The organism is Burkholderia sp. E168m15 (assembly GCF_016586105.1).
Lineage (GTDB): Bacteria > Pseudomonadota > Gammaproteobacteria > Burkholderiales > Burkholderiaceae > Burkholderia > Burkholderia orbicola.
On the sequence record NZ_BCPO01000172.1, the window covers coordinates 145,081 to 164,772 of the forward strand.

Consider the following 19,692-nt stretch of genomic DNA (forward strand, 5'->3'; position numbering starts at 1 on the left):
TCATATTCATCACTCGGGTTAGTCATCCTCAATGTTCCGGTCACACTCGACGCATGTCGCGAGCAACGCTCACGAAACGTCCGCGGTCAGGCCATGCGCCGCTGAAACTCGACGGCGATCGTCACGTCGCCCGCAGGGCGGCACTGCAACATGCGTGCGACGTGTCCTGGCCAATGCGGTTCAGAAGCGGTATCCGACCGAAAGGAACGTCACGATCGGATTGACCCGGAATTTGCTGGTGCTCGTGACCGTGCCGACGGATGACCGGGTAGTGAGCGTGGCGCGTGTCGATACCCACGAATACGCCACCGATGCGTTGATCGACCAGTGAGAATCGATGTTGTAGGTCAGGCCGCCGTTGACGACGGGCGCAAAGGAATTGCTGAGTGACACGGATGTCGGCCCCTCGAGCGCTGTCCCGACGGTCGGCGAGAAATAGATCTGGCCGGTGGAAACGGGGTTGCTGAGCTTGATGTTGCTGAACCACGTGTAGGTGACGCCGGCGCCCAGATACGGCCTGAACCGTGCATTCGGCTGGCCGAAGTAGTAGTTGAAGATGATCGCCGGACTCCAGGCCCGCGCGGTCCCCAGCTCGCCGAAACCGCTGAGCGTACCTGCGCCGTTCAAGTGCCATGTCGGCGGAAAACCCATGACCGTCGTCGCCGCGATATGGTCGGTCAGGAAGTACGTTGCGGTCAGGCCGAACGTATCGCCGCTTGCGATCTCCCCACCGCTGCCGGTCATCACTTGTGACTGGCCGAGCGCATTGACGGTCAGCGGATCAGCCGACCCCTGCGGCGCGAAATGGGACCAGCCGGCATTGACTACCCACTGGCCGGCTGATTGAGCATGCGCGCCAGAGATGGCCGCGACCAGTACGACGGTTCCTGCGCTGATTCGCTTCATGATTGTCTCCAGATTTTGGACAAGAAAAATCCCGTTTTTATTCACTTCGTATTCCGAATTTATTTGCTTACGTCAACCCCAAACATTCCGAGCATCAACAATCACTGATGTTCGGGTTCGACAGAAGTCGAAAAGGCAAACGGGAAGCGCCCCAGCACCGTATTGGTCTTCGCTATCTGCGCGCGATCGCTCAGCGCCACATGCAACGCGAGCCCGCGCGACGGGTCGTCCACCATGCTCACCCGCGCACCCTCGACGCCGGCATCCTTCAGCGCGGAGATCAGTGCGTCGAACGTCTCCCATCGTTTGAGTTCGGGCTTGAAGATCTTGCCGACCGCCGTGAGCGGCATCGCATCGACGATATGAATCCGCTTCGGAATCGCGGCACGCTCGCCGATCGAGCTGCGTATGAACGTGTCGAGCTCCGTCTCGGTTGCCGTTGCGCCGGCTTTCAACTGCACGTAGGCGACCGGCAGCTCGCCTGCATGCACGTCGGGACGTCCGACTGCCGCGGCGATCTGCACTGCCGGGTGGCGGTGCAGCGGTTCTTCGATTGTCGCCGGATCGATGTTGTGTCCGCCCCGGATGATGAGCTCCTTGCGGCGCCCCGTGAGCCAGAAGTAGCCCTGCGCATCGCGCCGCGCGAGATCCCCGGTGTTGAGCCACTGCCGGCCGTCGCCGAGATCGAGCCACAGGCTCTTGTTCTGATCTTCCTGAAGGTAGCCCGCGAACACGTTCGGCCCGGAAATCGTCAGCACACCGACTTCGTTCTCGACGCAATCGCGCACGTAGCGGCCGGCGTCGTCGAGTATCACCGCCTTCATCATCTGGCCAGGGATGCGCAAACCGATCGAACCGAGACGCCGTTCGCCGCCTGGCGGATTGACGCTGCTCACGCATGCGCCCTCGGTGAGCCCGTAACCTTCGAGAATCCGGACCCCGGTGCGATCCTGGAACGTACGGAATACTTCCACGGGCATCGGCGCGGCGCCGCAGAGCCCATACTCGAGCGAGTCGATATTCCGACCGTCGACGGGCACGTCGAGCAATGCCGAATACAAGGTCGGCACCGCGCTGAAGAAGTTGATCCTGTGGTGCTCGACGATTTCCCAGAATCGTTTGACGACGCCGTCGCCGCGATAGCCCTGTGGCGTACCCAGCACCACATGTGCGCCGCGCGAGAACGGCACCAGGCCCGTTGCCAGCACGGCATTGACATGGAACAGCGGCAGTCCGCAGAAAACGGTCTTCCCCGGGCCCATCCCGGCGCCGACGACCTGCCCGACGCTCCACGCATTGGCCACCTCGTTGCCGTGCCGGCGAATCGCGATTTTCGGCAATCCCGTCGTGCCGCCCGTGCAGAAATAGGACGATATGTCGTCGGCTTCGAAACGCCGGGGGATCAGCAGCGAATCGCCGGATTCACGCGACATCGCACGGTCGAAATCGTGGATCTCGATGTGGCGCGGAACGGCGCCGCGCACGCCCGCGCGCCCGTGCAACCGCTTGCATTCGCGACGCTGCATCGCGCGTGCGGCCATTCGGCGCCACCCCTGCACGCGCTCGGCCAGATCGATCAGGACGAGGCTTTGCAGCGACGGCACCTGGCTCAGGATGGGATGGATCTTCGACCAGATATCCGTTCCCGGAAAGGGCGCCAGCGTCACCAGCACTTTTGCGTTTGCGGCCTTGAGCAGCGATGCGATCGCCGGCCCCTCCAGCAACGGATTGATTGCGCATACGATCCCGGCCGCTTCGCCGCCCCAGATGACGAAATGCGTCTCCGGCAAGTTCGGCAGCACGTAGGCGACCACCGAGTGGCGATCGATGCCCAGGCGCGAAAACAGGTTCGCGGCCCGGGTGATATCCCGCAGAAGCGCCGAATAGGTCCAGCGCAATGGCTTGCGATGATCGTCCGCGCGCAGGAAAAACGATAAGGCCGGCGCGCTCGGGTCGATCGCCGCACCGCGGCCGATCATCTCGTAAGTGCTGGCCGGGAGGTCGTCGGGCGGCCCCTGGTTTTCGATCCGAAGCACGTCCGCTTCGGTTGCGATGGCGTTCATGCGCGCTCGTCCACGATTCGGTTGCGTTGCACACCGAGGTCGATCGCCCCGTCCCTGCTCCGGATCCGTGCTTCGACCAGATCCCCGGCCTTCAGGTACTGCGGGCGAGCGGCCTGAACCTTCGCGAACATCCGCCACTTCATGTGCTCGGGCAGCAACGCGGCAATCCGTTGCTTCGCCGGCGACGGAATGCTGAGCGCGCATCCGGACGGCGTGCCCGTTGCAAGCAAGTCACCGGCGTTCAGATCCTGAACACCCGAAAGCTCCGTGAGCGTTTCGGCCGGACCGTACACGAGGTTCCCGGTCGAATCGCTCTGCCGCACTTCCCCGTTCACGGTCAGTGTCAGTGTCAGCGCGCGCAGCCGCGCGATATCGCTTGCCTCCAGCAGGCACAGATACGGCCCCACCGGCCCGAACGTTCGATAGCTTTTCCCCTTGTAAAACTGCATTTGGGGAATCTGGATATCGCGTGCGGAATAGTCGTTGACGATCACGAGGCCGGCCACGTACTCGTGCAGGTTCTTGTCCGTGATGGCTTGCCGGGACGTGATATCGCGGCGAAGCACGAGCCCCAGTTCGATCTCGTAGTCGAGAAACCGCACATGTTGCGGCCGGATGACGTCGGAATCGGCGGCGACGATGCAACTGGTCGCCTTCGTGAAGATCATGTTGAACGACTTCGCGTCCGGGTTCATGCCGGACTCGATCATGTGCTGGCGATAGTTGGCGCCCTGGCAAACGAACCGTTGATTGCGCGTGACCGGCGACAGCCACTCGACGTCCGACTCGGAAATCGTTTCTCCACCGAGCGCGGCGAGTTCATCGATCCGATGGGCTCGCACGAATTCGCCAGTGGTCGAGTAGTCGCCCGGTATCGGTGTGATCCGGTGATTCCTCACCACGCCCCATTGGGCGCGCCCCTGATGCCGGTAGTGCAAGACGTGCAATGCCATGAAGATGCCTCGAACAGGTCTGAGTGAAGATGAAGGTCACGCAAACAGCTTCGCGAGCGTGCGCAGCTTCGCGAACGTGACGTCCGGACTGGTCCGGAGGTTTCGGATGAGCGATGCGATGCTCGCCGCGGTGATCTTCGGTTTGGTGAAGCTGCGCGGCATCCGGGGGCCCCATTGCGACATCGCTTCACGGCTGACTTCGTGGATACCCGTCGCCACGTCCGCCGTGAACATGTCCCCATCGCAATAGTGTTCGTGCTTGTCGCCCCAAGGGTCCTGCCAATAGTCGAAGACCTGGCTGCCGAGAATGTGGCGCCCCATTCCCCATGCGTGCGTCCATCCTCTTTCGCTCAGCACACGCTGCCCGACCCCCACGGCATCCGCGTCAACCAGCTCGAATGCCGAGTGGCTGTACAGCGCTGCGAACCCCTGTGCCAATGCCAGGGTATGGTGATCGGCGGGTGTCGCCCCGCGATCGAGTCGCAGGAACGCGACGGCGGGCGAGCCGTCCGGCAACACCTGAACGTCGCTCGGGATGAAGCCGAAGTGAGACGTGTACCACGCGCAGGTCGCCTGGAAATCGGCGAGTTCGAGCACGACATGACCGAGGCGAATCACTTCCGGCACTTCCAGCGGCGGACGCTGGGTATCGTTCACGCGAACGATGGAATCGGGCGAGTTGAACGGTAACGCCGACCGGTGCGGCAGGGCGCCGGCCCGCGCTTGTCCCGCGACTGCGTCGACACGAAAACCCGACGGATCGACGAGCGTGACGCGATGCCCGCCACCGGGCCACGGCGACGGCTCCACGTCCGACGCGCCCGGCACGTCGGCAAGCTTGCGCAGTGCGTCGATGCCGTCGACTTCGAGCCCGAAGCCGACGAAGCGGTTTTTTTCAGCCCGCCGGACGACGTAGCAGAACGGTGTCGCGGCCGTGCCCCGAAGGAACAGATGGTCGCCGTCACGGGATACCGTCCGCAGGCCGAAATCGTTGAGAAATCGTTCGGCCCGCTCGAGATCGGGACGCTCGAACATCAGATAGGAAAGCGCCCGGGCCTTCGTCGTCGGCTGGGGACTCCGTGCGGGTTGTGCAGTAGTGAGCTTCATGGGGGCCTCAGGAAATCGGCTGGGCAATGTGATCGGTCAGCGACGACAACGACGTGCGCGCACCAAGCAATCGCAGGGATTCAAGAACGAGACGGGTCGAGTCGGCTACCGGGCCTTCGTGCAGGACCGTTTTGTCCGGCCGAATCACGGCCGCCCAGCCAAACCGCACGACACCCGGCATGAACGTACCGTCCAGGTCTTCCCATCCGTCGTTGTCGATGCGATGAAGGCGCTGCCCGCGGTGCACGACCCGCACCACGACGCCACCCGCTGCAATGAACGCGGCTCGTGCGCTGGCGTCGAGCTCGACGCCTGGGTCCCGTCCGAATCCGATCAACGCGAGACCGCTACCGAACACGTCGTCACTCAGGTGGATCGCGCCATCGTGCTTGCGCAGCCATCCCTGCGGCAGCGCCGCGCCGCGTACGAGCCGCGTGGATGAATGGCCGGGAACGAACAGACCGCGCCGGAACGCATTCTTCGGCTTGATCCCGAGCTCGTCGAAGTGATTCCGTAGCGGCGGAACGAGCCGTGTCAATCGCATCAGACCATGCGTGAACAACGCGATCCCGGCATTTCGCGGCATCACGAGCTTCCCCATGAATTTCGCGACGCCGATCATCGCCTTCGCGTGCGGCCGGCGTTCCCGATCGTAGGAGTCCAGAATTTTCTGGGTTGCGTGGCCTTTGACGACCCACGCCAGTTTCCAGCCGAGATTTGCGGCATCGCGCAGACCGGCGACGAGCCCCTGGCCAGCGAACGGCGGAGTGATATGGGCGGCATCGCCTGCAAGAAAAACGCGTCCTTTGCTGAAGGCCCTGACGGTTCGGGCATGAAAGCGGTACACGGCCTTGCGTTCGATCACGATGTCATCGATGCCGCCCCACGGCGCGAGCAGCTCGCGGATGCGTTCGTCGGATTCCATTTCCTCTCGCGTCTCGCCGGGATGGAGCATGAATTCCCAACGCTCGCGCCCACCGGGAGCGGTCATATGAGGCGTCGGCCGCCGGTGGTCACAGATGAACTCGACATGGTCGATGGGTCGGCGCACGTTTCGCGCGTCGACGATCAACCAGTCTTCCGCGAACGTCTTGCCTTTGAAATCCTGTCCGATCAACTGGCGCACGATCGAACTGGCACCATCGGCACCGACGACGTAGCGAGCGCGCACGACGTGCCGCGCGCCCTGCCCGCCGTCGAGCGTGGCGGCGACATGATCGGCGTGCTCGTCGAGCGAGACGAGCGTCACACCCAGCGCCATTCGGGCGGTGCGGTGCGCGGCCAGTCGGGCACGCAAGCATCGCTCCAGGTCCGGTTGATAGAACGTCACGAGCTTCGGATGGCCATCGACGCTCCCCAGCGTATTGATGCGCCCGAACTCGCCGAACCAGGGAGAGCGCATCCGGACGTACGGGATCGCCACCGTATCGAGGTCGGCTTCGTTCACCCCGATGTACTGCAGGATGCGAAGCGCGTCGTTGTCGAGCGCGATCGCACGCGGCGCCATGAAGATCTCCGCCGCCCGGTCGACGACAAGCACACGCACGCCATCCCGGCCAAGAAGCGCGCCGATCGCCGCGCCGACGGGGCCGCAGCCCACCACCAGCACGTCTACATCCGATGGCAAGTCGCGGCCGCCGACACAGCTCGCGTTGTCGTTGCCTTTATGGACGCCCGGCTCGCACGTCAGTTTTGTCTCCACCACCGTTCCGTCTCCCATTCTCGGGACTGGCCACTACCGGCCGTCTTGATGACATTAAAGTCATAACTGATAACTTTGTCAATTTTGACGTTCGAACGTATACTCGAACACCGAAACCATGCGCACGCCGATGCCCAACACTTCTTCCCGTCGCACCAGAACACCGTCGCCGGCCGTCTCGAACGGGCAAGCGCCGTCGAGCCCCGAGGTTCGCGAGCCGCGGGGCGCGCGCCGCAAGCGCGAGACGCGCGCGCGATTGCTGGATGCCGCCTTTGTACTCATGGCGCAAAAGGGGATGGAAGGCGTCGCGATCAATGAAATTACGGAAGCCGCGGACGTGGGTTTCGGGTCGTTCTACAACCACTTCGAATCGAAAGAGGCGATTCATGCCGCGGTTCTGGAAATCGTGTTCGAGGAGTTCGCGGATACCCTGGACCGCATCGCAGGCAGCCTCACCGACCCGGCCGAGATCATTTCCGTGTCGCTGCGCCATACATTGCTGCGAGCCAGAAGCGAGCCGGTCTGGGGACAATTTCTCCTGCGCGAAGGGTTGTCCATGCGAGCGCTCAGCCGCGGCCTCGGACCGCGGTTGTTGAGGGATATTCAGAAAGGCATCGTCGCCGGGAGATTCTCGGCAAGCGACCCGCTGATGAGCGTGATTACGGTCGGGGGCGCGGTACTGACCGCCATTGCGATCGAGCTCCGATTCGATGCGGACGAGAAGCCGGTTACCGACATGTTGAACATGATCGGGTACAGTCAGAACGGCTTTGCCGAGCGTGCAGCTTCATCCCTGTTGCAGACGCTGGGTGTGCCGCGAACTGAAGCGACAGAGATTGCGAATCGCCCGTTGCCGCCGGCTGTGACGTCTGCGCCCGAGGAGTCGCCGGAGCGCTAGCGATCTATCGTTCGTCTGGGATAGGTAGAACCCTGCGGGTACCTGCGTAGCGCTGACGGCCGTCGTCACCCTGTGCCGGCCGCGCAGCGCGGGGGCATGCAGGCTCATGACCTCACCGACGGCAGGGCAGCGGCGGAAGCCTCTTTGATTGTTCGACGTTCGCGCTCGTCGGCCCGTTGTGGACGCTCGGAGAAGATGCCTCGGGTCGCCTTGACGAACCAGAGAAAACATCCGGAATCAGTCGATCTGCCCGACCGCTGCCCCCTGCGCCAGCCGTCTTTTGACGCCCACGAACGCCACGCCGGCCAGCGCGATGGAGCCACCATAGAACAGCAGTGCCGTCACGTCCATTCCGAGCCGGGAGAACACGAACCCGACCGCCAGCATGCCCAATCCGAGGCCGGTGCGCTCGGCAACGTACGAGATACCGATCACGCGATCGCGCGACGCGGCCGGCGTCGACTGCAGGAGCGAATAGTAGATCGTCTCCGTGGCGGCGTCGAAAATGCCCGCCAGCAAGACGAAGCCCAACATGCCCGGCATGCCACGCACCTCGAAGACGCCGAGGAAGCACGCGAAGGTCAGGATCAGCAACGCGATGAAATACGGCTCGAGCGGCTGGCGACGCGATTCGAGACGCTCCAGCAAGCGCGGCGTCACTGCCGCGGAAACGAGCCGTCCGACACCCCACACAGCCATCAGCCAGCCGTATAGAAACGCGGGCTGAATCGGGTCGAACAGCTGCGACCTGATCGGGAAGCCGACATTGTGCGTACCCGAGCCGAACGCTTCGACGAAGCGCGCGCCGATCACCAGCATCACGATGACCGACAGATAGCGCGCCGCGCGCGGCAGTGCGCCGGCCTCGGCCGCAGCGCGCGTCTCCTCGGCCGGTCGATGCCGGCGCGGCATGTTGCCCACCAGCATCAGAAATGCGATGGCGGAGATCGCGAACGTGATCGAATCGATCAGGAATACGCTCTTGTAGGCCAGGTACTGCGTGATCACCGATGCGAGCAGGCTACCGCCGACCACCGACACCCCATCGGTCGCACTGAGGATCGCATTGAAACGATGCCGGCCCTCCTGCCCGACCATTTCCGGAACCTCGGACATGATGGACACCCGGTAGATCCCCTGGAAAAGGCCGATGAAGAACGGCACGAAATAGATGAGCGACGCGTCGGCGGCACGCGACGACATCGCCAGCACGCCGATCGCCAGTGCACTGCCCGCTTCCGCGGCGAAGATCAGGGTACGGCGGGAGAACCGGCTCAGCCGCGGCACCGCGGCGCCGCCCGCGACCGCACCCAGCAGACGCGACGCCATCGTCAGGCCGAGCAGCGCGGCGGAGCCCGTGACCTCGAGCGCGTAGGTCGCCAGAACGATGCTGATCATCGTCGAACTGATGTCCGAGATCGTCTTGAACGACAACCAGACGTACAACTGCGCCAACGAAGACGAAGCGCGTTTTTCTAGAACCAGCTCGGATTTCATGGCAGCTCATCTCGCTGAGGAAAAGGAAATCAGCAACATGTCCCGGAACGCGAGTTCGTCCGGGTTGGCTTGCTGAACGGCATTGGCACTGTGGTACAGCACGGCATCGTTCACGATCACGGTATCGAGGAAATCCGTCAGCGGCCGTGCGAACAAGGGAACGGTGGAGACTTTCGACGCGTGGATCTCCGATACGACCGGCCGGATATTGCGACTGTCGATGAAATGCATGAAGACCCATTCCAACCCGTCCTGGTGAATCCCCGATGTGGTCGGACTGACCTCACCTTGTTCCGCAATGATCCGGAACAAATGTACATCGATCTTGTACTCCCGCCCCGCAACCAGCCGCTCCCCGAGGATGGCGATGTCGACGTCCAGCAACTGGCGGAGAATCGCACTTTCTATGAAGGAGTCCTCGGCATAGGTCAAGCGATTGACGCCTGGCACGTAGTCCACATCGTAGGTCGCGGTTGGCTCGAAATTCGTGTTCCGGTCAATTTCCAACGGTTGGCCCGGCTTGAAGCGATACAGCAGGAAGCGCCGTTCGCGTCGCGTGTAGCGCTTATAGTTCTCGTCGACGACAAGGCGCTCCCAGTGGCGCTTGAACGCAACGACCTCGTCGCCATCGCAGCGAATCACGCCGTGGAAGCGTGGTGCATGGCAATAGCCGTTGCGATTCAACTCGTCAATGACGGTATCGATGGACATCGTGTCTCCCGTGAGTCGAGCCATTCGTTCAGGAAACGATTTCCGGCTCGAGATCGCGAACGATCCGGTCATAGAGATCGATCGCATGATCGCGCCCATTCACTGCCGCCCAGCCCTTCAGCAGATAATTTTCCTCGATGTCCGCCCGGACCTCGCTACCGACCGGGCAGGCGACCTTGCATTCGATGATCGCCGGATCGCCGACGACGGAATCGAGCCCGCGGATTCCGTTGAATGTTCCGCTCGCCTCTGGAAACAGCGCGAACATCGAGTAATGCTGGCGCCCGTCCGCCGCGCGTTCGCAGGCGCTTCGCAAGCGTTCGTGCAGCCCGGAAGCCCGCGTCAGCATCCGCAGATAGAGCTCGTACGGGTCGAGGCCCGCGATGTCCTTGAGCGCCGCGTTCACATACAGTCCGCCGAGCCGCGGATTGACCTCGATGACAATCGGGCCGGTCGGCGACAGACGGAACTCGAGGTGCACGATTGCGTTGCGCAGGCCGATCGCTTCGAGACAATCGATCGCATACCGCTTGATCTCGGCAATCGCGGGCGCCGGAAAGGACACCGGCGGCGAGATCAGCAGGTTTTCCAGCACCGTGCCGCGCTTCTCCGTCAGGATCAGCTTTTCGTTGATCAGCACCGGATAAACCTGATCGTCGACGATCACGCATTCGACGCTGCCTTCGACGCCGTCGATGTACTGTTCAAGCAGAATGCTCTTGCCCGGCTCATAGTGAACCGGGGCGCCGTCACGGGCGTGGACGTCGTGCGGCATGCCGTAGTAGTCCGAAACCACTGCCTGACCATGTTGCGCGGTGAATCGCTGATAGTGATCGCGCAATTCGTTCCAGTCGCGACACTTCGCGGTAAAGGCCGAGCCCGCGCCGTAAGGCGGTTTCGCGATCAGCGGATAGCCCACTGTGTCGGCGGCTTCTCGCAATGCGTCGACATCGCTGCACATTGCGTGTCGAATCGACCGTACCCCCCGTTCCTCCAGCGCCGCACGCATCAGGAATTTGTTGTTGCAGGCGGCGACGGCCGCCGACGGAGAATGGACTCGGCCGGTCATCCGGCAAACCTCGGCGACCACCGCGCCCACTTCCCCATAGGCCGACGCCTGCCCCGCATAGCAAAAGACGGCCTTTACGTCATAGTGCGCGTCCAGACGCTCGAGCAATCTCAGCAGCGACTCGACGGAAAGCGAATCGAGCCACCACGTGTCGTCGCGCGCCGCGCCTGCATCGCCGTCCATCGGCACGTGCCGGCGCACGACGGCCGTCAGGCACGCGAGACCCATCTTGCGAGCGACCTCGAAGTGATAATCCCGATAGCTGGTCAACGACAGCAAGGAGCCCTCGATTTGCACAAACAAAACCGCGTCTTGTCGCATGTTTTCACCTGGATGAGAAATCAGTCCGCACACCGCTCAGCGCCCGTTCAGCTGTCGATCCAGTCGCACGTTTCGCCCTGCCAGTTGACGAACCGGTAGATGCGTTGTTCGCCGGTTTCTACAAACTGCGGGATGTCGCCCTGGCCTTCGAACAGCGGCACCGTAAACTTTCCTTTCGCATGAGGCAGCACATACTCGGGCATCGCAACGTTCGAAACGCGCCGCTTCAGTCGGTTCATGATGCGGATGGCGTCGCGGATCGAGGCCTTGTAGACCGACGCGCCCGGCGAGAACGGCATGAAGTGATACAGGTAGTACGGTTTGACGCCGCGGCGATACAGTTCGATGAAGAGCCGATGCAGCGTCTCCTCGTCGTCGTTGATGCCGCGCAGGAATGGCATGTTGGAAAATACGATCGGCACCGCCGACCGAATCCGCTTCACTGCGTCCGTGAAGGCCGGACTGAGTTCGTCCGGATGGCAAACGTGAACGCCGAATGCGTTCACCCGATGCCGTTCGAGCATTGCGACCAACTGATCGGTGACCCTGTACGGATTGAAGGTGAGCGATCTGGAGTGAATCCGGATCAGGAGATCGCGTCCGACGTCACGCAGGGCGGACAGATGCTCGTCGAGCTTGGCGTCGGAGAGCATCAACGGGTCGCCGCCGCTCAGAATAACTTCCTCGATTGCCGGATTCTGCTTGATATAGGCCACGCTTTCGCCGAACGTGTCCCGGCTGGCGTTGGTCTTTTCGCTATTGACTTCAAGCGTGCGGAGCGCCTCGAAGCAGAACTGGCAATACGAATTGCACGTGTTGACCATGCGCAAAATGACGCGATTGTCGTACTTGTGCTGACAGATCGGCGTCTTCATTTCATGCGCCAGCTCCCAGTTTTCCGATTCGCCATCGTATCCTCCGACGATTTCGTCACTCCAGAACGGAACGACCTGACGCCATAGCGGATTCCGGACGATGTCGGCGTCGGTGTCGCCCTGCGATTCGCGAATCAAGCGGAGGTAATAGGGCGTGATCTGTAGCTTGCGGCCGTTCAGGTTGCTTTGAATGTGCGAACTCAGTTCGTCAGACCAGCCCCCACAGGCCTCGCGTAGCGATGCTTCCTCCCGGATGGTGTTCCGTTGCTGCCAGCGCCAGTCGCGCCATTCGGCCGACGCGACATCAAAACTCCGATAGTTGTCCGAATATTTTTTTTCGCCACCAGAATTTCCAATCAACATTTTACTCAGCCCTCTCTAGACCAACGAAATGCGATCAACGTATCGTTACGCTCATGAATTCAACACGACCCATGATCCGGGCGCCGGATAGAAAACCATCGACACCACACTCAACCGGAATACGGTCTATACAACACTAAAAAATGCAAATTCATCAAAGCATAAAAGCATCGAGCACGGGACATCTGAAATATCCCATCGAGCCATATCGTCGATATAGTTACGCGATGCAGAAAGCCCAAGCCACAGTACCGCTCAACAAAGAAATATGGACGCAACTCTGCTCAGCCTACTCACGAACATGGAGAGGCATCGATTAAATATTTCGCAGAAATTTATTTGCTTTCGCTTCGGCGTGCGAAAACGACAGTTCCCGCTCCCCGTCCGATCGCGATTCATGCGAGCTATTACGTCCGTGCAAGATCATTTCGCGCGGCGGCCAAGCCAAAGGAATTTGAAAGATTTCCCGTTCTGGATATAAGCATTCCCGATTCGACGAGTCTCAATCCTAAGTTAACAAATTTAAATAGCGCAAGAAGAATTTCACTAGCCATCCATAACAGTCCCTCCCACACGTCTACTTTGCCGGACGCCTCTGTCGTGCTTTCAATTGGGAAACGCACATACAGCTCGCATTTTTACAATTACCAATCGACATCATTCGATACTCAAGGAATTGCGCACCTCGTAAAAACATCAGGTTTAACCCCTGCCTAGAAAATAGAATATTCAGCTTCTCCCAAATTTTGAAAATACCCCTCGTCGATGCGGCTTTGAATAAGCCCAATATCGAGCTCATCCGGGCATCATTTCTTACAATTTGATAGGCAAGTTGCCACCTTTCTGAATGCGGGTGTGCGTGGATAGGCCGGACGCGTGTCGCAACGCGCCCGAAATGTAGAGACGTCCGTCCCAAATGAAGAGGAAGTATCCCTGCTGCGCGAGCCCCTGTGGGATCTCAGAAAAGATGTCATTGGCACCCTATATAAATCAATGGCTTGGACATCTTTTTTGAGACGATCACATGCTCACAGTCTCAGAAAAGGTGTCCTTGGGCACGGAAATTCTCAGAAAAGTTGTCCTTGGAAGCATCGCTTGCCTGCGTTGGCGCATTCCGTTGGAACCGAGCGGTGAATGCCGTCGATCAAATCTGCACGACATCCCGACCGAAACCTGTTCGCCTCATCAGTCACAGCTAAGGCCTGTGCCCCAGATCCTTGGATATGGGGCGCGACCGATCAGGTGGAGGTCGAGCGTACCTTCCCCAGGATCGTGCATGTGGATGCGGTTCGTCCGCGCGGCGTGGCGCAGGACTTGTGAATCCTTCCCCCAAGACGCCTAGAATTCAGTCATGGCTGCATTCCACATTCACAAGGAGGCTGTCATGACTCAGTCGATGATTGGTTGGGTGGTTGGTCTTGCGGTGGTCGCGGTGGTTGCCGTCGCGTTGGCGCGCCGTTACCAGAGCGAACATTCAAGTATGGAAGTCGTTCAGTGGCTGGACTCCCATCACTTGGGGTGGATGCATCGCAAACATTGACCTCTCGGCGCTGGCGGCGATAAACCCGCCTTGCCGAAGTTTACCGGGAGCCGAGCACACGGATGCAGGCGGGCGGGTGAAGTCTGTCATGTCGTTGTCTCGCCAGGGGCTTGGCAAGGAAGGCATCATGGATGATGAAGTGTGTACGACCCACACGCACGTGGCACGCCTTCGCGTGATGCAGACCACGTCTGGGCGCTATCGCGGAATCGTCCACTTGCACCGCATCGGAGAGGATCCAGGCACCTCTGATCAACACGATACCGAAGGGGATTTTGCATCGGACGCGGAGGCGCGCGACGCCGCACGAACGCTCGCACGCAGATTGCTCGAAGAGCAAATCCAGGGGCACGAAAGGGCGCAAGGCATCGATTGAATCTGCGTCGGCGGCCTGGTCGTTACACAACGTCGATCGGCAACGCGACGTCCATCAGCCCGTGGCGCGCCAGTCGCACAATGCGGCCGCTCGTCCGTTGATCTGCCTTGAGAGCACGGGACAGAAAGGAATGTCGGTTTACGACGCGAGTTTCCCGTTGACCGGCAGCATGGCGTCGGCTCGCGCAATTTCAGATCGGGACGCACGTCTCCGATTGACGCGCGCTGCTGTTCAACAGAGAGCTGTATCAAAGAACTGCGTCGAACGTCCAATGTTCGCTTCGGTTCTGATCGATGATGTCTTCTGCGTAACGTTGCGAAGCCCGGCGTGCGTCACCGGCACTGGCAAACGGCGAACCGTCGACAAGCTTGAAGGTCTGGCTCCGGGTCAGCGTGGTGTCAGTGCCGCGCAGGCAAACCTTGACCGCCGCGTCGAAACCGGCTTCGTAGTTGTGAGCACGGCCAGAGCCTGTGTGAAAGTGAGGATAAATCAGCGGATATATTTCGAATCCGCGATAGGTACGCATGCTCATGATGAACTCCTGGTGATTGACGGCGACGAATTGCGTAGACGAGCGCAATCAATCTTCTATCGGCGCTACGTGGTTAGCGTCGAACAAATCGGTTTCGGGGCACACCGGGCGAAGCCCGTTCGTCTTTGTGCCGGAAATTGATACACCCTTTGGTGAGGTCATAGACCGACAATTCCAGCTTGACCCGGTCGCCAGCGAGAATACGGATGCGGTGTTTGCGCATGCGGCCCGATGCGTACGCCGCAACGACCGCGCCGTTTTCCAGGGTGACGCGAAACCTGCTGTCCGGGAGCACCTCATCCACGACGCCGTCCAATTCCAGCAATTCTTCCTTTGCCAAATCAATTTCTCCAATCAATGTGACGTGCCGCAATCGCGGCGGCGTGAGGATATCCGGTCCCCGACAGGGAGCGGTTTGCGTGCAAATATCGAAAACGCCCATGCGTGGGGGGCGCGTACCGACGCGACATGCGGGCCGCGCCTCGTCCGGGTGTTAACGTGCTCGTTATCGCGTCTCGGTGGAGCGCTTCTTGCCGCTCGATTTGGTGGGCGCAGAGGGTGCCTTCGGTGGCACCCAGTTCAGCGCCGCGCCGAGCACCGGCCAATCCCTGGCGCGCCGTGGTCTCGCGAGTGATCTTTTGTTGCGCGATTGACTCTTGGTCAAAGTTACCTCGGTATGCGTCGATCGCGAGCTCACGATGAATGAGCCGCCCGATCGTTCGCCACCGGATGCGCCGCATCCCCCACTTTCTTCCTTGGGGTGTACGTCTTGAGGCGAAACGGTATCCTCAGCAGGACTGTGGGCGCCTGCGCGCGGGACCGATTAATGATGTGGATTACTGAGGAACGATGTTCGAAGCCTGCAGCCCCTTGGGCCCGTTCTTCGTCTCGTAGCTGACCTTTTGACCTTCGGCCAGCGTCTTGAAGCCATCGCCGCGAATCTCCGAGAAGTGCGCGAACAGATCATCGCCGCCGCTGTCAGGCGTGATGAAGCCAAAACCCTTGTTGTCGTTGAACCACTTGACGGTACCGGTATCCATGGAAATTCTCCTGATATTGGACAAATGTATGCGCCCCGATAGGGGAGCACGAAAAAGGATCAAGGAGGGAGAGGACAACGAATACCGCGTTCCGCGGTCAGTGATGAGCAGCAATCGCGCTTCTTGAAGGCTTCGGACACTCACCCTACGCGGGGCCAAACACCGTGTCAAGCTGTTTCGGTCGGCGCATTTCGGGTGGCGGCGCAAGAACACGCCGCGACCGGCGAGGCTCGCCCCGGTTGTAAACCCTTGGCGCCGTGGTTTTGATTTGCTTCGAATGTCTAATTGAAATTTCGACGATACCGTCATGGCGCCCTCTCCCCGCGTATCGGCGATTGTTCACACGCGGCTGAGCCGGTCCGTCCCGCGCCCAATCGGGGCGGCATGCCATGCGGCGGTTCGCGCAGAACTTTCGCTGTACAAGTTCGCCAATGGGCGTAGGATGGATCTGTTGACTGACTCACTACCGATTCCCGCGCCACTCGAGGCGCCCCCTTCCGAACGTGATTGGGCCTTTCATCGAAACCGCGCAATGCGGACGAGCGCGCCGCGTATCGGCTGCGTATGCGAAGCGCCTGATCGATGCCTGTCTACAGGACACGAGCGTGTTGGATAACGCGTCCTGATCCCTTCCTCGGTCCATCCCGATTCTGCGTCCGCGGCGCCGCCACAGACTCAAACACGCCTGGCGCATGGCGCGCCGGCAACGTCGGGAGGCTGGATATGAACAGGAAGGACCTATTGAAGTGGATTCGGTGCGATGGTTCCGGTGTCATCGAACAGTTCCTGCCGTATGACGCTCGTGCCGAGATGGACGGCGTCATTCTCGATCGTCGTCATGAAATCGATGAGGATGCCTTTCTGATGTTTTTCTCGATCCGCGCGCTGTTGCGCAAAGGCGGAATGGCGAGCTGCGAATCGGACCAGGAAGCAGGCCAGATCATGGCACTCCTCAAGCTTTGACTGTTCTGGTCGCGACGATACGCTTCGCGGTGGCCACGTGCCCCGCAGCAACTGAAGGAGGAAGGAAAATGCAACTCGACTCAACCCGATTCCATATCGACCCGACACCGCGCAGGGCCGACGGGGAATACATGGCACACGCGCGGATCAGCATCGATCGTGCAGACGGCAGTGAGTGCGACGTTCAACTGAGCGGAGATCTGGCTGGCTTCGACGTGCGCGAGGATGCGATTGCCTTTGCGAAAAACTGGGCGCACGAATGGCTCGACGCGCATTTGGTCGACGATCTCCTCGCGTCGATGAATTGAAATTCGGGTGGCACGCCAGCCGCCCGAGCAATCAGGGCGTCGCCGGGATCGAGGCCGACGGCAATACATGCTGCTGCCAAAGCAGGCAGACACGGTGCCGAAGGTCGGTCGAGAGGATGGCCATCCCTGGAGGGCCACAGACCAAGGCAGCAAGCACGCCCTCCAACGGACTCATCACCGCCAGATCGGGCCGCATGCGTTCCGCATCCTCGAAGTCCGCGACTCTCGTGAGCCGAACTTCCTCCCAAATGCGGCGCGTCGCGTCGGGATATCATTCCAGTCGGTCGAAGGCACCCGCGTCGAGATCTTTCCTGAAATGCTGTAGCCAGTCGCTTTCGTCGCCGATCACGTATTCCTTCGTAATCTGCGTCGAGAGCCTGGTGATGGTGACATAGCCCTGTAGACCGAGGTTCTCATCCCCCTTCGGGTCGGTCGTATCCGTTTCCTGAAGATCGAAATCGCCCTCTGCCAAGCCACGACGCTCCAAGGTCGCCAGAAAGTCTCTGTGTTCATCCGGTTCTATCAGCTGCATATCCGGCCCCCTCGTGTTCAGCGGAGATGTCGCACGGCTCGATGTCACGGGGCCGACGGCACGCGTTCGAGCGTTGAAATCATGCACACCGAACTCATGCGGAATACCTCACGATCCCCCACATACGGCGCTACCGGGAAGCAAGCGTCATCGCCTGCAGTTTTATCGTCTGGGTCCTTTCATGCTTTCCGACTCCATGGCCGCATTCCGCTCCTCGCTCGCCTCGATAGGGTCCATCGCTTCGTCAACCGATGCCGTTGCGCGCTCGGCGGCAGCTTTGGTTTCGTCCTCCGCGGAGTCGACATCGCTGTTGCCGTCACCCGGGGGTAGCAGCATGTCCTCGAGCATCGCGCTCAGCTCCGGCGTGTCCCATGGCAGGCCACGCCGGGTTCGGAGCTTTATGTAGTGTTTCACTTCCGCGTCCTGCTCCGCAGTTAGCGGCAGCCGCCGGAAGGTGCTTTGGGGGTCGGAGTCTGTCATCGCTGTCTCCTCCTGCTATAGCGTCTTCAGTGTAGTCCCATTGCGACCATGAGAGTCGTGACCGAAGCGGTCATTCGTCGAATCAAATGCCGTGCGTCGCTGCGGGAGGCAACAGCCGGCCATCGGCTGTCGTTGGCTGCCTACGTCACCATGACATTCGATCGGCCGATTCCGTCAGTCAAAGGACATTCCGTCCATTCAATGCTGACTGATCATGTAGGAATGCGAATTGACATGGCCATGTACTCAGACGATATTGGAGCGAAGCTGACCAGCGACGGCCCATGGCTGCAACTGGCCGACGCGGTTCACGGGATGCATCGGCGATGCGGGCAATGACATGGCGCACGTAGCGCCTTAACCGATTCATATGTGCGTAGCATGTTGACGTCAACGGAACAGGACACCTGATCGAACCGCTACCGGCCGGCTTCGGCTTGTGGCTGCGGGCACGCCGGAGAGCGAACATCGAGCGTGCGAAGGAGTAGGGGCAGACGCCACCGATCGCCTATGCTGGAAGCTCACGAGGAGCCGACTATGACGCCACATGACGTGATGATGATTTTCGAGCGGAGGAACGCAGAGGGAAAGGCAGCCGCCGATCTGGATCATGCTTGCGCCGGATTCGCTGGCTGGTTGGCGGAGGCATGGAGTCGATTGAGTGAGGATGAGATCGCAGTTCTGACGTCGATCGGCGCCTCGCTGTATCGCGAGGGGTATGCGAGGCGGTACTAGGCAGGCTCGGGGGCCAGCGCGAATATATGGGCGGAACGGACCGAAAGGGCGTATAAAGTTCGAATGACTATCCCCTCCGTTACCGCCGAGTCGGTCCTGGGCCTGTTCCGGCTCATTGCCGGGAGGGAGGAGCGCCGGACGTCCGGCGAATCGGCAAGGATGGCGGCGCTCCAGGCTCTTGCCGAGCAGCTTGCACGCAACCATCAGGCAATGACAGAAGACAGTTGGGATGCAGCCGTCCGTGTTGGCGGTCTGCTGTTGCGAGCGGAAATGATCAACAACGACGCTGACACGGTGGCGCTTGACCTGCTAAGCCGGCTGCGGCGGCGGAAATGAAAAGCTCGTTCGAGCGTATAGCAAGTCGCCCCCTGCGGAGTGGCCATCATGTCGACACACCTGCTTCTTCTCTACAAGGGGTACGAACTTCATCCCCTCGTCTTCGCCCGTACATTCAGTCGCTTTGACGGGCATTCTCGTTACGCCGAAGGGTATGACATTGCGGTACGGATATGCCGCCCAGGCGCGATAGCAACCTCCGCCGCGAGCCGTATTTTCAGGCTAGGCCAACCGCATACATACTCCGACTTTGGTATGGCAAGGCGTGCCGCCCGGCAGCAGGGAAAGGACATCATCGACGGAAAGGTGAGTGGAGCTTCGGTCATCGACATGTAGTTCGGTCAAACGCAGCGGTCGGCCAAGACGACGACGCGAGAAGCTGAAC

The 19,692-nt window shown here is 60.7% G+C and carries 22 protein-coding genes; 8 read left to right on the forward strand and 14 right to left on the reverse strand.

What is annotated here, in order from left to right:
- Positions 1 to 180 precede the first annotated feature (180 nt).
- The 5 genes from JMF86_RS27080 to JMF86_RS27100 form a co-directional block, all read right to left on the reverse strand.
- On the reverse strand, positions 181 to 906 hold the full coding sequence (locus tag JMF86_RS27080) for an OmpW family protein (protein ID WP_006480084.1): 726 nt from the start codon (positions 904 to 906) through the stop codon (positions 181 to 183).
- A 101-nt stretch (positions 907 to 1,007) separates the two neighbouring features.
- Entirely contained in the window at positions 1,008 to 2,969 is a 1,962-nt protein-coding gene (locus JMF86_RS27085; RefSeq protein WP_011548683.1) for an acyl-CoA synthetase, read from the reverse strand.
- Complete coding sequence (locus JMF86_RS27090; protein WP_011548684.1) at positions 2,966 to 3,922, reverse strand: fumarylacetoacetate hydrolase family protein; 957 nt, start codon at positions 3,920 to 3,922, stop codon at positions 2,966 to 2,968. Before JMF86_RS27090 ends, JMF86_RS27085 begins: the two co-directional genes overlap by 4 nt.
- A 36-nt stretch (positions 3,923 to 3,958) precedes the next feature.
- Complete coding sequence (locus tag JMF86_RS27095; RefSeq protein WP_011548685.1) at positions 3,959 to 5,029, reverse strand: VOC family protein; 1,071 nt, start codon at positions 5,027 to 5,029, stop codon at positions 3,959 to 3,961.
- 7 nt (positions 5,030 to 5,036) lie between these two features.
- Positions 5,037 to 6,749, reverse strand: coding sequence for a bifunctional 3-(3-hydroxy-phenyl)propionate/3-hydroxycinnamic acid hydroxylase (locus tag JMF86_RS27100; protein WP_011548686.1), 1,713 nt, complete (start codon positions 6,747 to 6,749; stop codon positions 5,037 to 5,039).
- 100 nt (positions 6,750 to 6,849) lie between these two features.
- On the opposite strand from JMF86_RS27100, the gene JMF86_RS27105 reads away from it, so the two are divergent.
- Entirely contained in the window at positions 6,850 to 7,629 is a 780-nt protein-coding gene (locus JMF86_RS27105; protein ID WP_011548687.1) for a TetR/AcrR family transcriptional regulator, read from the forward strand.
- A gap of 237 nt (positions 7,630 to 7,866) precedes the next feature.
- On the opposite strand, the gene JMF86_RS27110 is transcribed toward JMF86_RS27105, so the two are convergent.
- From JMF86_RS27110 to JMF86_RS27125, 4 genes are read right to left on the reverse strand one after another with little or no spacing between them, the layout of a single operon-like run.
- Positions 7,867 to 9,126, reverse strand: coding sequence for an MFS transporter (locus JMF86_RS27110; protein ID WP_011548688.1), 1,260 nt, complete (start codon positions 9,124 to 9,126; stop codon positions 7,867 to 7,869).
- 6 nt (positions 9,127 to 9,132) lie between these two features.
- Positions 9,133 to 9,837 carry a 2OG-Fe dioxygenase family protein gene (locus tag JMF86_RS27115; protein ID WP_011694914.1) on the reverse strand — a complete coding sequence of 235 codons (705 nt, stop codon included), beginning with the start codon at positions 9,835 to 9,837 and terminating at the stop codon, positions 9,133 to 9,135.
- Between the two features lie 28 nt (positions 9,838 to 9,865).
- Positions 9,866 to 11,227 carry an acetyl-CoA carboxylase biotin carboxylase subunit family protein gene (locus JMF86_RS27120; RefSeq protein ID WP_011548690.1) on the reverse strand — a complete coding sequence of 454 codons (1,362 nt, stop codon included), beginning with the start codon at positions 11,225 to 11,227 and terminating at the stop codon, positions 9,866 to 9,868.
- Positions 11,228 to 11,274: 47 nt separating this feature from the next.
- Positions 11,275 to 12,465, reverse strand: coding sequence for a KamA family radical SAM protein (locus JMF86_RS27125; protein ID WP_011548691.1), 1,191 nt, complete (start codon positions 12,463 to 12,465; stop codon positions 11,275 to 11,277).
- A 1,351-nt stretch (positions 12,466 to 13,816) separates the two neighbouring features.
- On the opposite strand from JMF86_RS27125, the gene JMF86_RS27130 reads away from it, so the two are divergent.
- Together JMF86_RS27130 and JMF86_RS27135 are read left to right on the forward strand one after the other, a co-directional pair.
- Positions 13,817 to 14,005 carry a hypothetical protein gene (locus JMF86_RS27130; RefSeq protein WP_034175061.1) on the forward strand — a complete coding sequence of 63 codons (189 nt, stop codon included), beginning with the start codon at positions 13,817 to 13,819 and terminating at the stop codon, positions 14,003 to 14,005.
- 88 nt (positions 14,006 to 14,093) lie between these two features.
- Complete coding sequence (locus JMF86_RS27135; RefSeq protein WP_226292206.1) at positions 14,094 to 14,381, forward strand: hypothetical protein; 288 nt, start codon at positions 14,094 to 14,096, stop codon at positions 14,379 to 14,381.
- Positions 14,382 to 14,628: 247 nt separating this feature from the next.
- On the opposite strand, the gene JMF86_RS27140 is transcribed toward JMF86_RS27135, so the two are convergent.
- From JMF86_RS27140 to JMF86_RS27150, 3 genes are all read right to left on the reverse strand, one after another.
- Positions 14,629 to 14,913, reverse strand: coding sequence for a hypothetical protein (locus JMF86_RS27140; RefSeq protein WP_011548693.1), 285 nt, complete (start codon positions 14,911 to 14,913; stop codon positions 14,629 to 14,631).
- Positions 14,914 to 14,986: 73 nt separating this feature from the next.
- Complete coding sequence (gene infA / locus JMF86_RS27145) at positions 14,987 to 15,253, reverse strand: translation initiation factor IF-1 (protein ID WP_011548694.1); 267 nt, start codon at positions 15,251 to 15,253, stop codon at positions 14,987 to 14,989.
- A gap of 496 nt (positions 15,254 to 15,749) precedes the next feature.
- Entirely contained in the window at positions 15,750 to 15,953 is a 204-nt protein-coding gene (locus tag JMF86_RS27150) for a cold-shock protein (RefSeq protein ID WP_011548695.1), read from the reverse strand.
- A 723-nt stretch (positions 15,954 to 16,676) separates the two neighbouring features.
- Between JMF86_RS27150 and JMF86_RS27155 the strand changes: the two genes are divergently transcribed.
- Both JMF86_RS27155 and JMF86_RS27160 read left to right on the forward strand, forming a co-directional pair.
- Positions 16,677 to 16,916, forward strand: a complete 240-nt coding sequence (locus JMF86_RS27155) for a hypothetical protein (RefSeq protein WP_011548696.1) — start codon at positions 16,677 to 16,679, stop codon at positions 16,914 to 16,916.
- 68 nt (positions 16,917 to 16,984) lie between these two features.
- Entirely contained in the window at positions 16,985 to 17,224 is a 240-nt protein-coding gene (locus JMF86_RS27160; RefSeq protein ID WP_011548697.1) for a hypothetical protein, read from the forward strand.
- Between the two features lie 271 nt (positions 17,225 to 17,495).
- Here JMF86_RS27160 and JMF86_RS27165 read toward each other — a convergent pair whose 3' ends face one another.
- Entirely contained in the window at positions 17,496 to 17,756 is a 261-nt protein-coding gene (locus JMF86_RS27165; RefSeq protein WP_011548699.1) for a hypothetical protein, read from the reverse strand.
- A gap of 162 nt (positions 17,757 to 17,918) precedes the next feature.
- Positions 17,919 to 18,236 carry a hypothetical protein gene (locus JMF86_RS27170; protein WP_011548700.1) on the reverse strand — a complete coding sequence of 106 codons (318 nt, stop codon included), beginning with the start codon at positions 18,234 to 18,236 and terminating at the stop codon, positions 17,919 to 17,921.
- 48 nt (positions 18,237 to 18,284) lie between these two features.
- On the opposite strand from JMF86_RS27170, the gene JMF86_RS27175 reads away from it, so the two are divergent.
- The 3 genes from JMF86_RS27175 (at position 18,285) to JMF86_RS35160 (ending at position 19,643) form a co-directional block, all read left to right on the forward strand.
- Positions 18,285 to 18,575, forward strand: a complete 291-nt coding sequence (locus JMF86_RS27175; RefSeq protein ID WP_011548701.1) for a hypothetical protein — start codon at positions 18,285 to 18,287, stop codon at positions 18,573 to 18,575.
- Positions 18,576 to 19,034: 459 nt separating this feature from the next.
- Positions 19,035 to 19,307, forward strand: a complete 273-nt coding sequence (locus tag JMF86_RS27180) for a hypothetical protein (RefSeq protein ID WP_027790088.1) — start codon at positions 19,035 to 19,037, stop codon at positions 19,305 to 19,307.
- Positions 19,308 to 19,355: 48 nt separating this feature from the next.
- Positions 19,356 to 19,643 (forward strand): hypothetical protein, encoded by a 288-nt coding sequence (locus JMF86_RS35160; protein WP_027790089.1) that lies wholly within the window; start codon positions 19,356 to 19,358, stop codon positions 19,641 to 19,643.
- The last annotated feature ends 49 nt before the right edge of the window (positions 19,644 to 19,692 follow it).

Coding starts and splice junctions, on each gene's coding strand:
- JMF86_RS27165 (WP_011548699.1), bottom strand. CDS start 17,756: ATGCAGCTGATAGAACCGGATGAACACAGAGACTTTCTGGCGACCTTG.
- JMF86_RS27155 (WP_011548696.1), top strand. CDS start 16,677: ATGAACAGGAAGGACCTATTGAAGTGGATTCGGTGCGATGGTTCCGGT.
- JMF86_RS27150 (WP_011548695.1), bottom strand. CDS start 15,953: ATGGATACCGGTACCGTCAAGTGGTTCAACGACAACAAGGGTTTTGGC.
- JMF86_RS27130 (WP_034175061.1), top strand. CDS start 13,817: ATGGCTGCATTCCACATTCACAAGGAGGCTGTCATGACTCAGTCGATG.
- JMF86_RS27120 (WP_011548690.1), bottom strand. CDS start 11,227: ATGCGACAAGACGCGGTTTTGTTTGTGCAAATCGAGGGCTCCTTGCTG.
- JMF86_RS27105 (WP_011548687.1), top strand. CDS start 6,850: ATGCGCACGCCGATGCCCAACACTTCTTCCCGTCGCACCAGAACACCG.
- JMF86_RS35160 (WP_027790089.1), top strand. CDS start 19,356: ATGTCGACACACCTGCTTCTTCTCTACAAGGGGTACGAACTTCATCCC.
- JMF86_RS27160 (WP_011548697.1), top strand. CDS start 16,985: ATGCAACTCGACTCAACCCGATTCCATATCGACCCGACACCGCGCAGG.
- JMF86_RS27175 (WP_011548701.1), top strand. CDS start 18,285: ATGAGAGTCGTGACCGAAGCGGTCATTCGTCGAATCAAATGCCGTGCG.
- JMF86_RS27115 (WP_011694914.1), bottom strand. CDS start 9,837: ATGTCCATCGATACCGTCATTGACGAGTTGAATCGCAACGGCTATTGC.
- JMF86_RS27135 (WP_226292206.1), top strand. CDS start 14,094: ATGTCGTTGTCTCGCCAGGGGCTTGGCAAGGAAGGCATCATGGATGAT.
- JMF86_RS27090 (WP_011548684.1), bottom strand. CDS start 3,922: ATGGCATTGCACGTCTTGCACTACCGGCATCAGGGGCGCGCCCAATGG.
- JMF86_RS27125 (WP_011548691.1), bottom strand. CDS start 12,465: ATGTTGATTGGAAATTCTGGTGGCGAAAAAAAATATTCGGACAACTAT.
- JMF86_RS27085 (WP_011548683.1), bottom strand. CDS start 2,969: ATGAACGCCATCGCAACCGAAGCGGACGTGCTTCGGATCGAAAACCAG.
- JMF86_RS27080 (WP_006480084.1), bottom strand. CDS start 906: ATGAAGCGAATCAGCGCAGGAACCGTCGTACTGGTCGCGGCCATCTCT.
- JMF86_RS27170 (WP_011548700.1), bottom strand. CDS start 18,236: ATGACAGACTCCGACCCCCAAAGCACCTTCCGGCGGCTGCCGCTAACT.
- JMF86_RS27110 (WP_011548688.1), bottom strand. CDS start 9,126: ATGAAATCCGAGCTGGTTCTAGAAAAACGCGCTTCGTCTTCGTTGGCG.
- JMF86_RS27180 (WP_027790088.1), top strand. CDS start 19,035: ATGACTATCCCCTCCGTTACCGCCGAGTCGGTCCTGGGCCTGTTCCGG.
- JMF86_RS27100 (WP_011548686.1), bottom strand. CDS start 6,749: ATGGGAGACGGAACGGTGGTGGAGACAAAACTGACGTGCGAGCCGGGC.
- JMF86_RS27095 (WP_011548685.1), bottom strand. CDS start 5,029: ATGAAGCTCACTACTGCACAACCCGCACGGAGTCCCCAGCCGACGACG.
- JMF86_RS27140 (WP_011548693.1), bottom strand. CDS start 14,913: ATGAGCATGCGTACCTATCGCGGATTCGAAATATATCCGCTGATTTAT.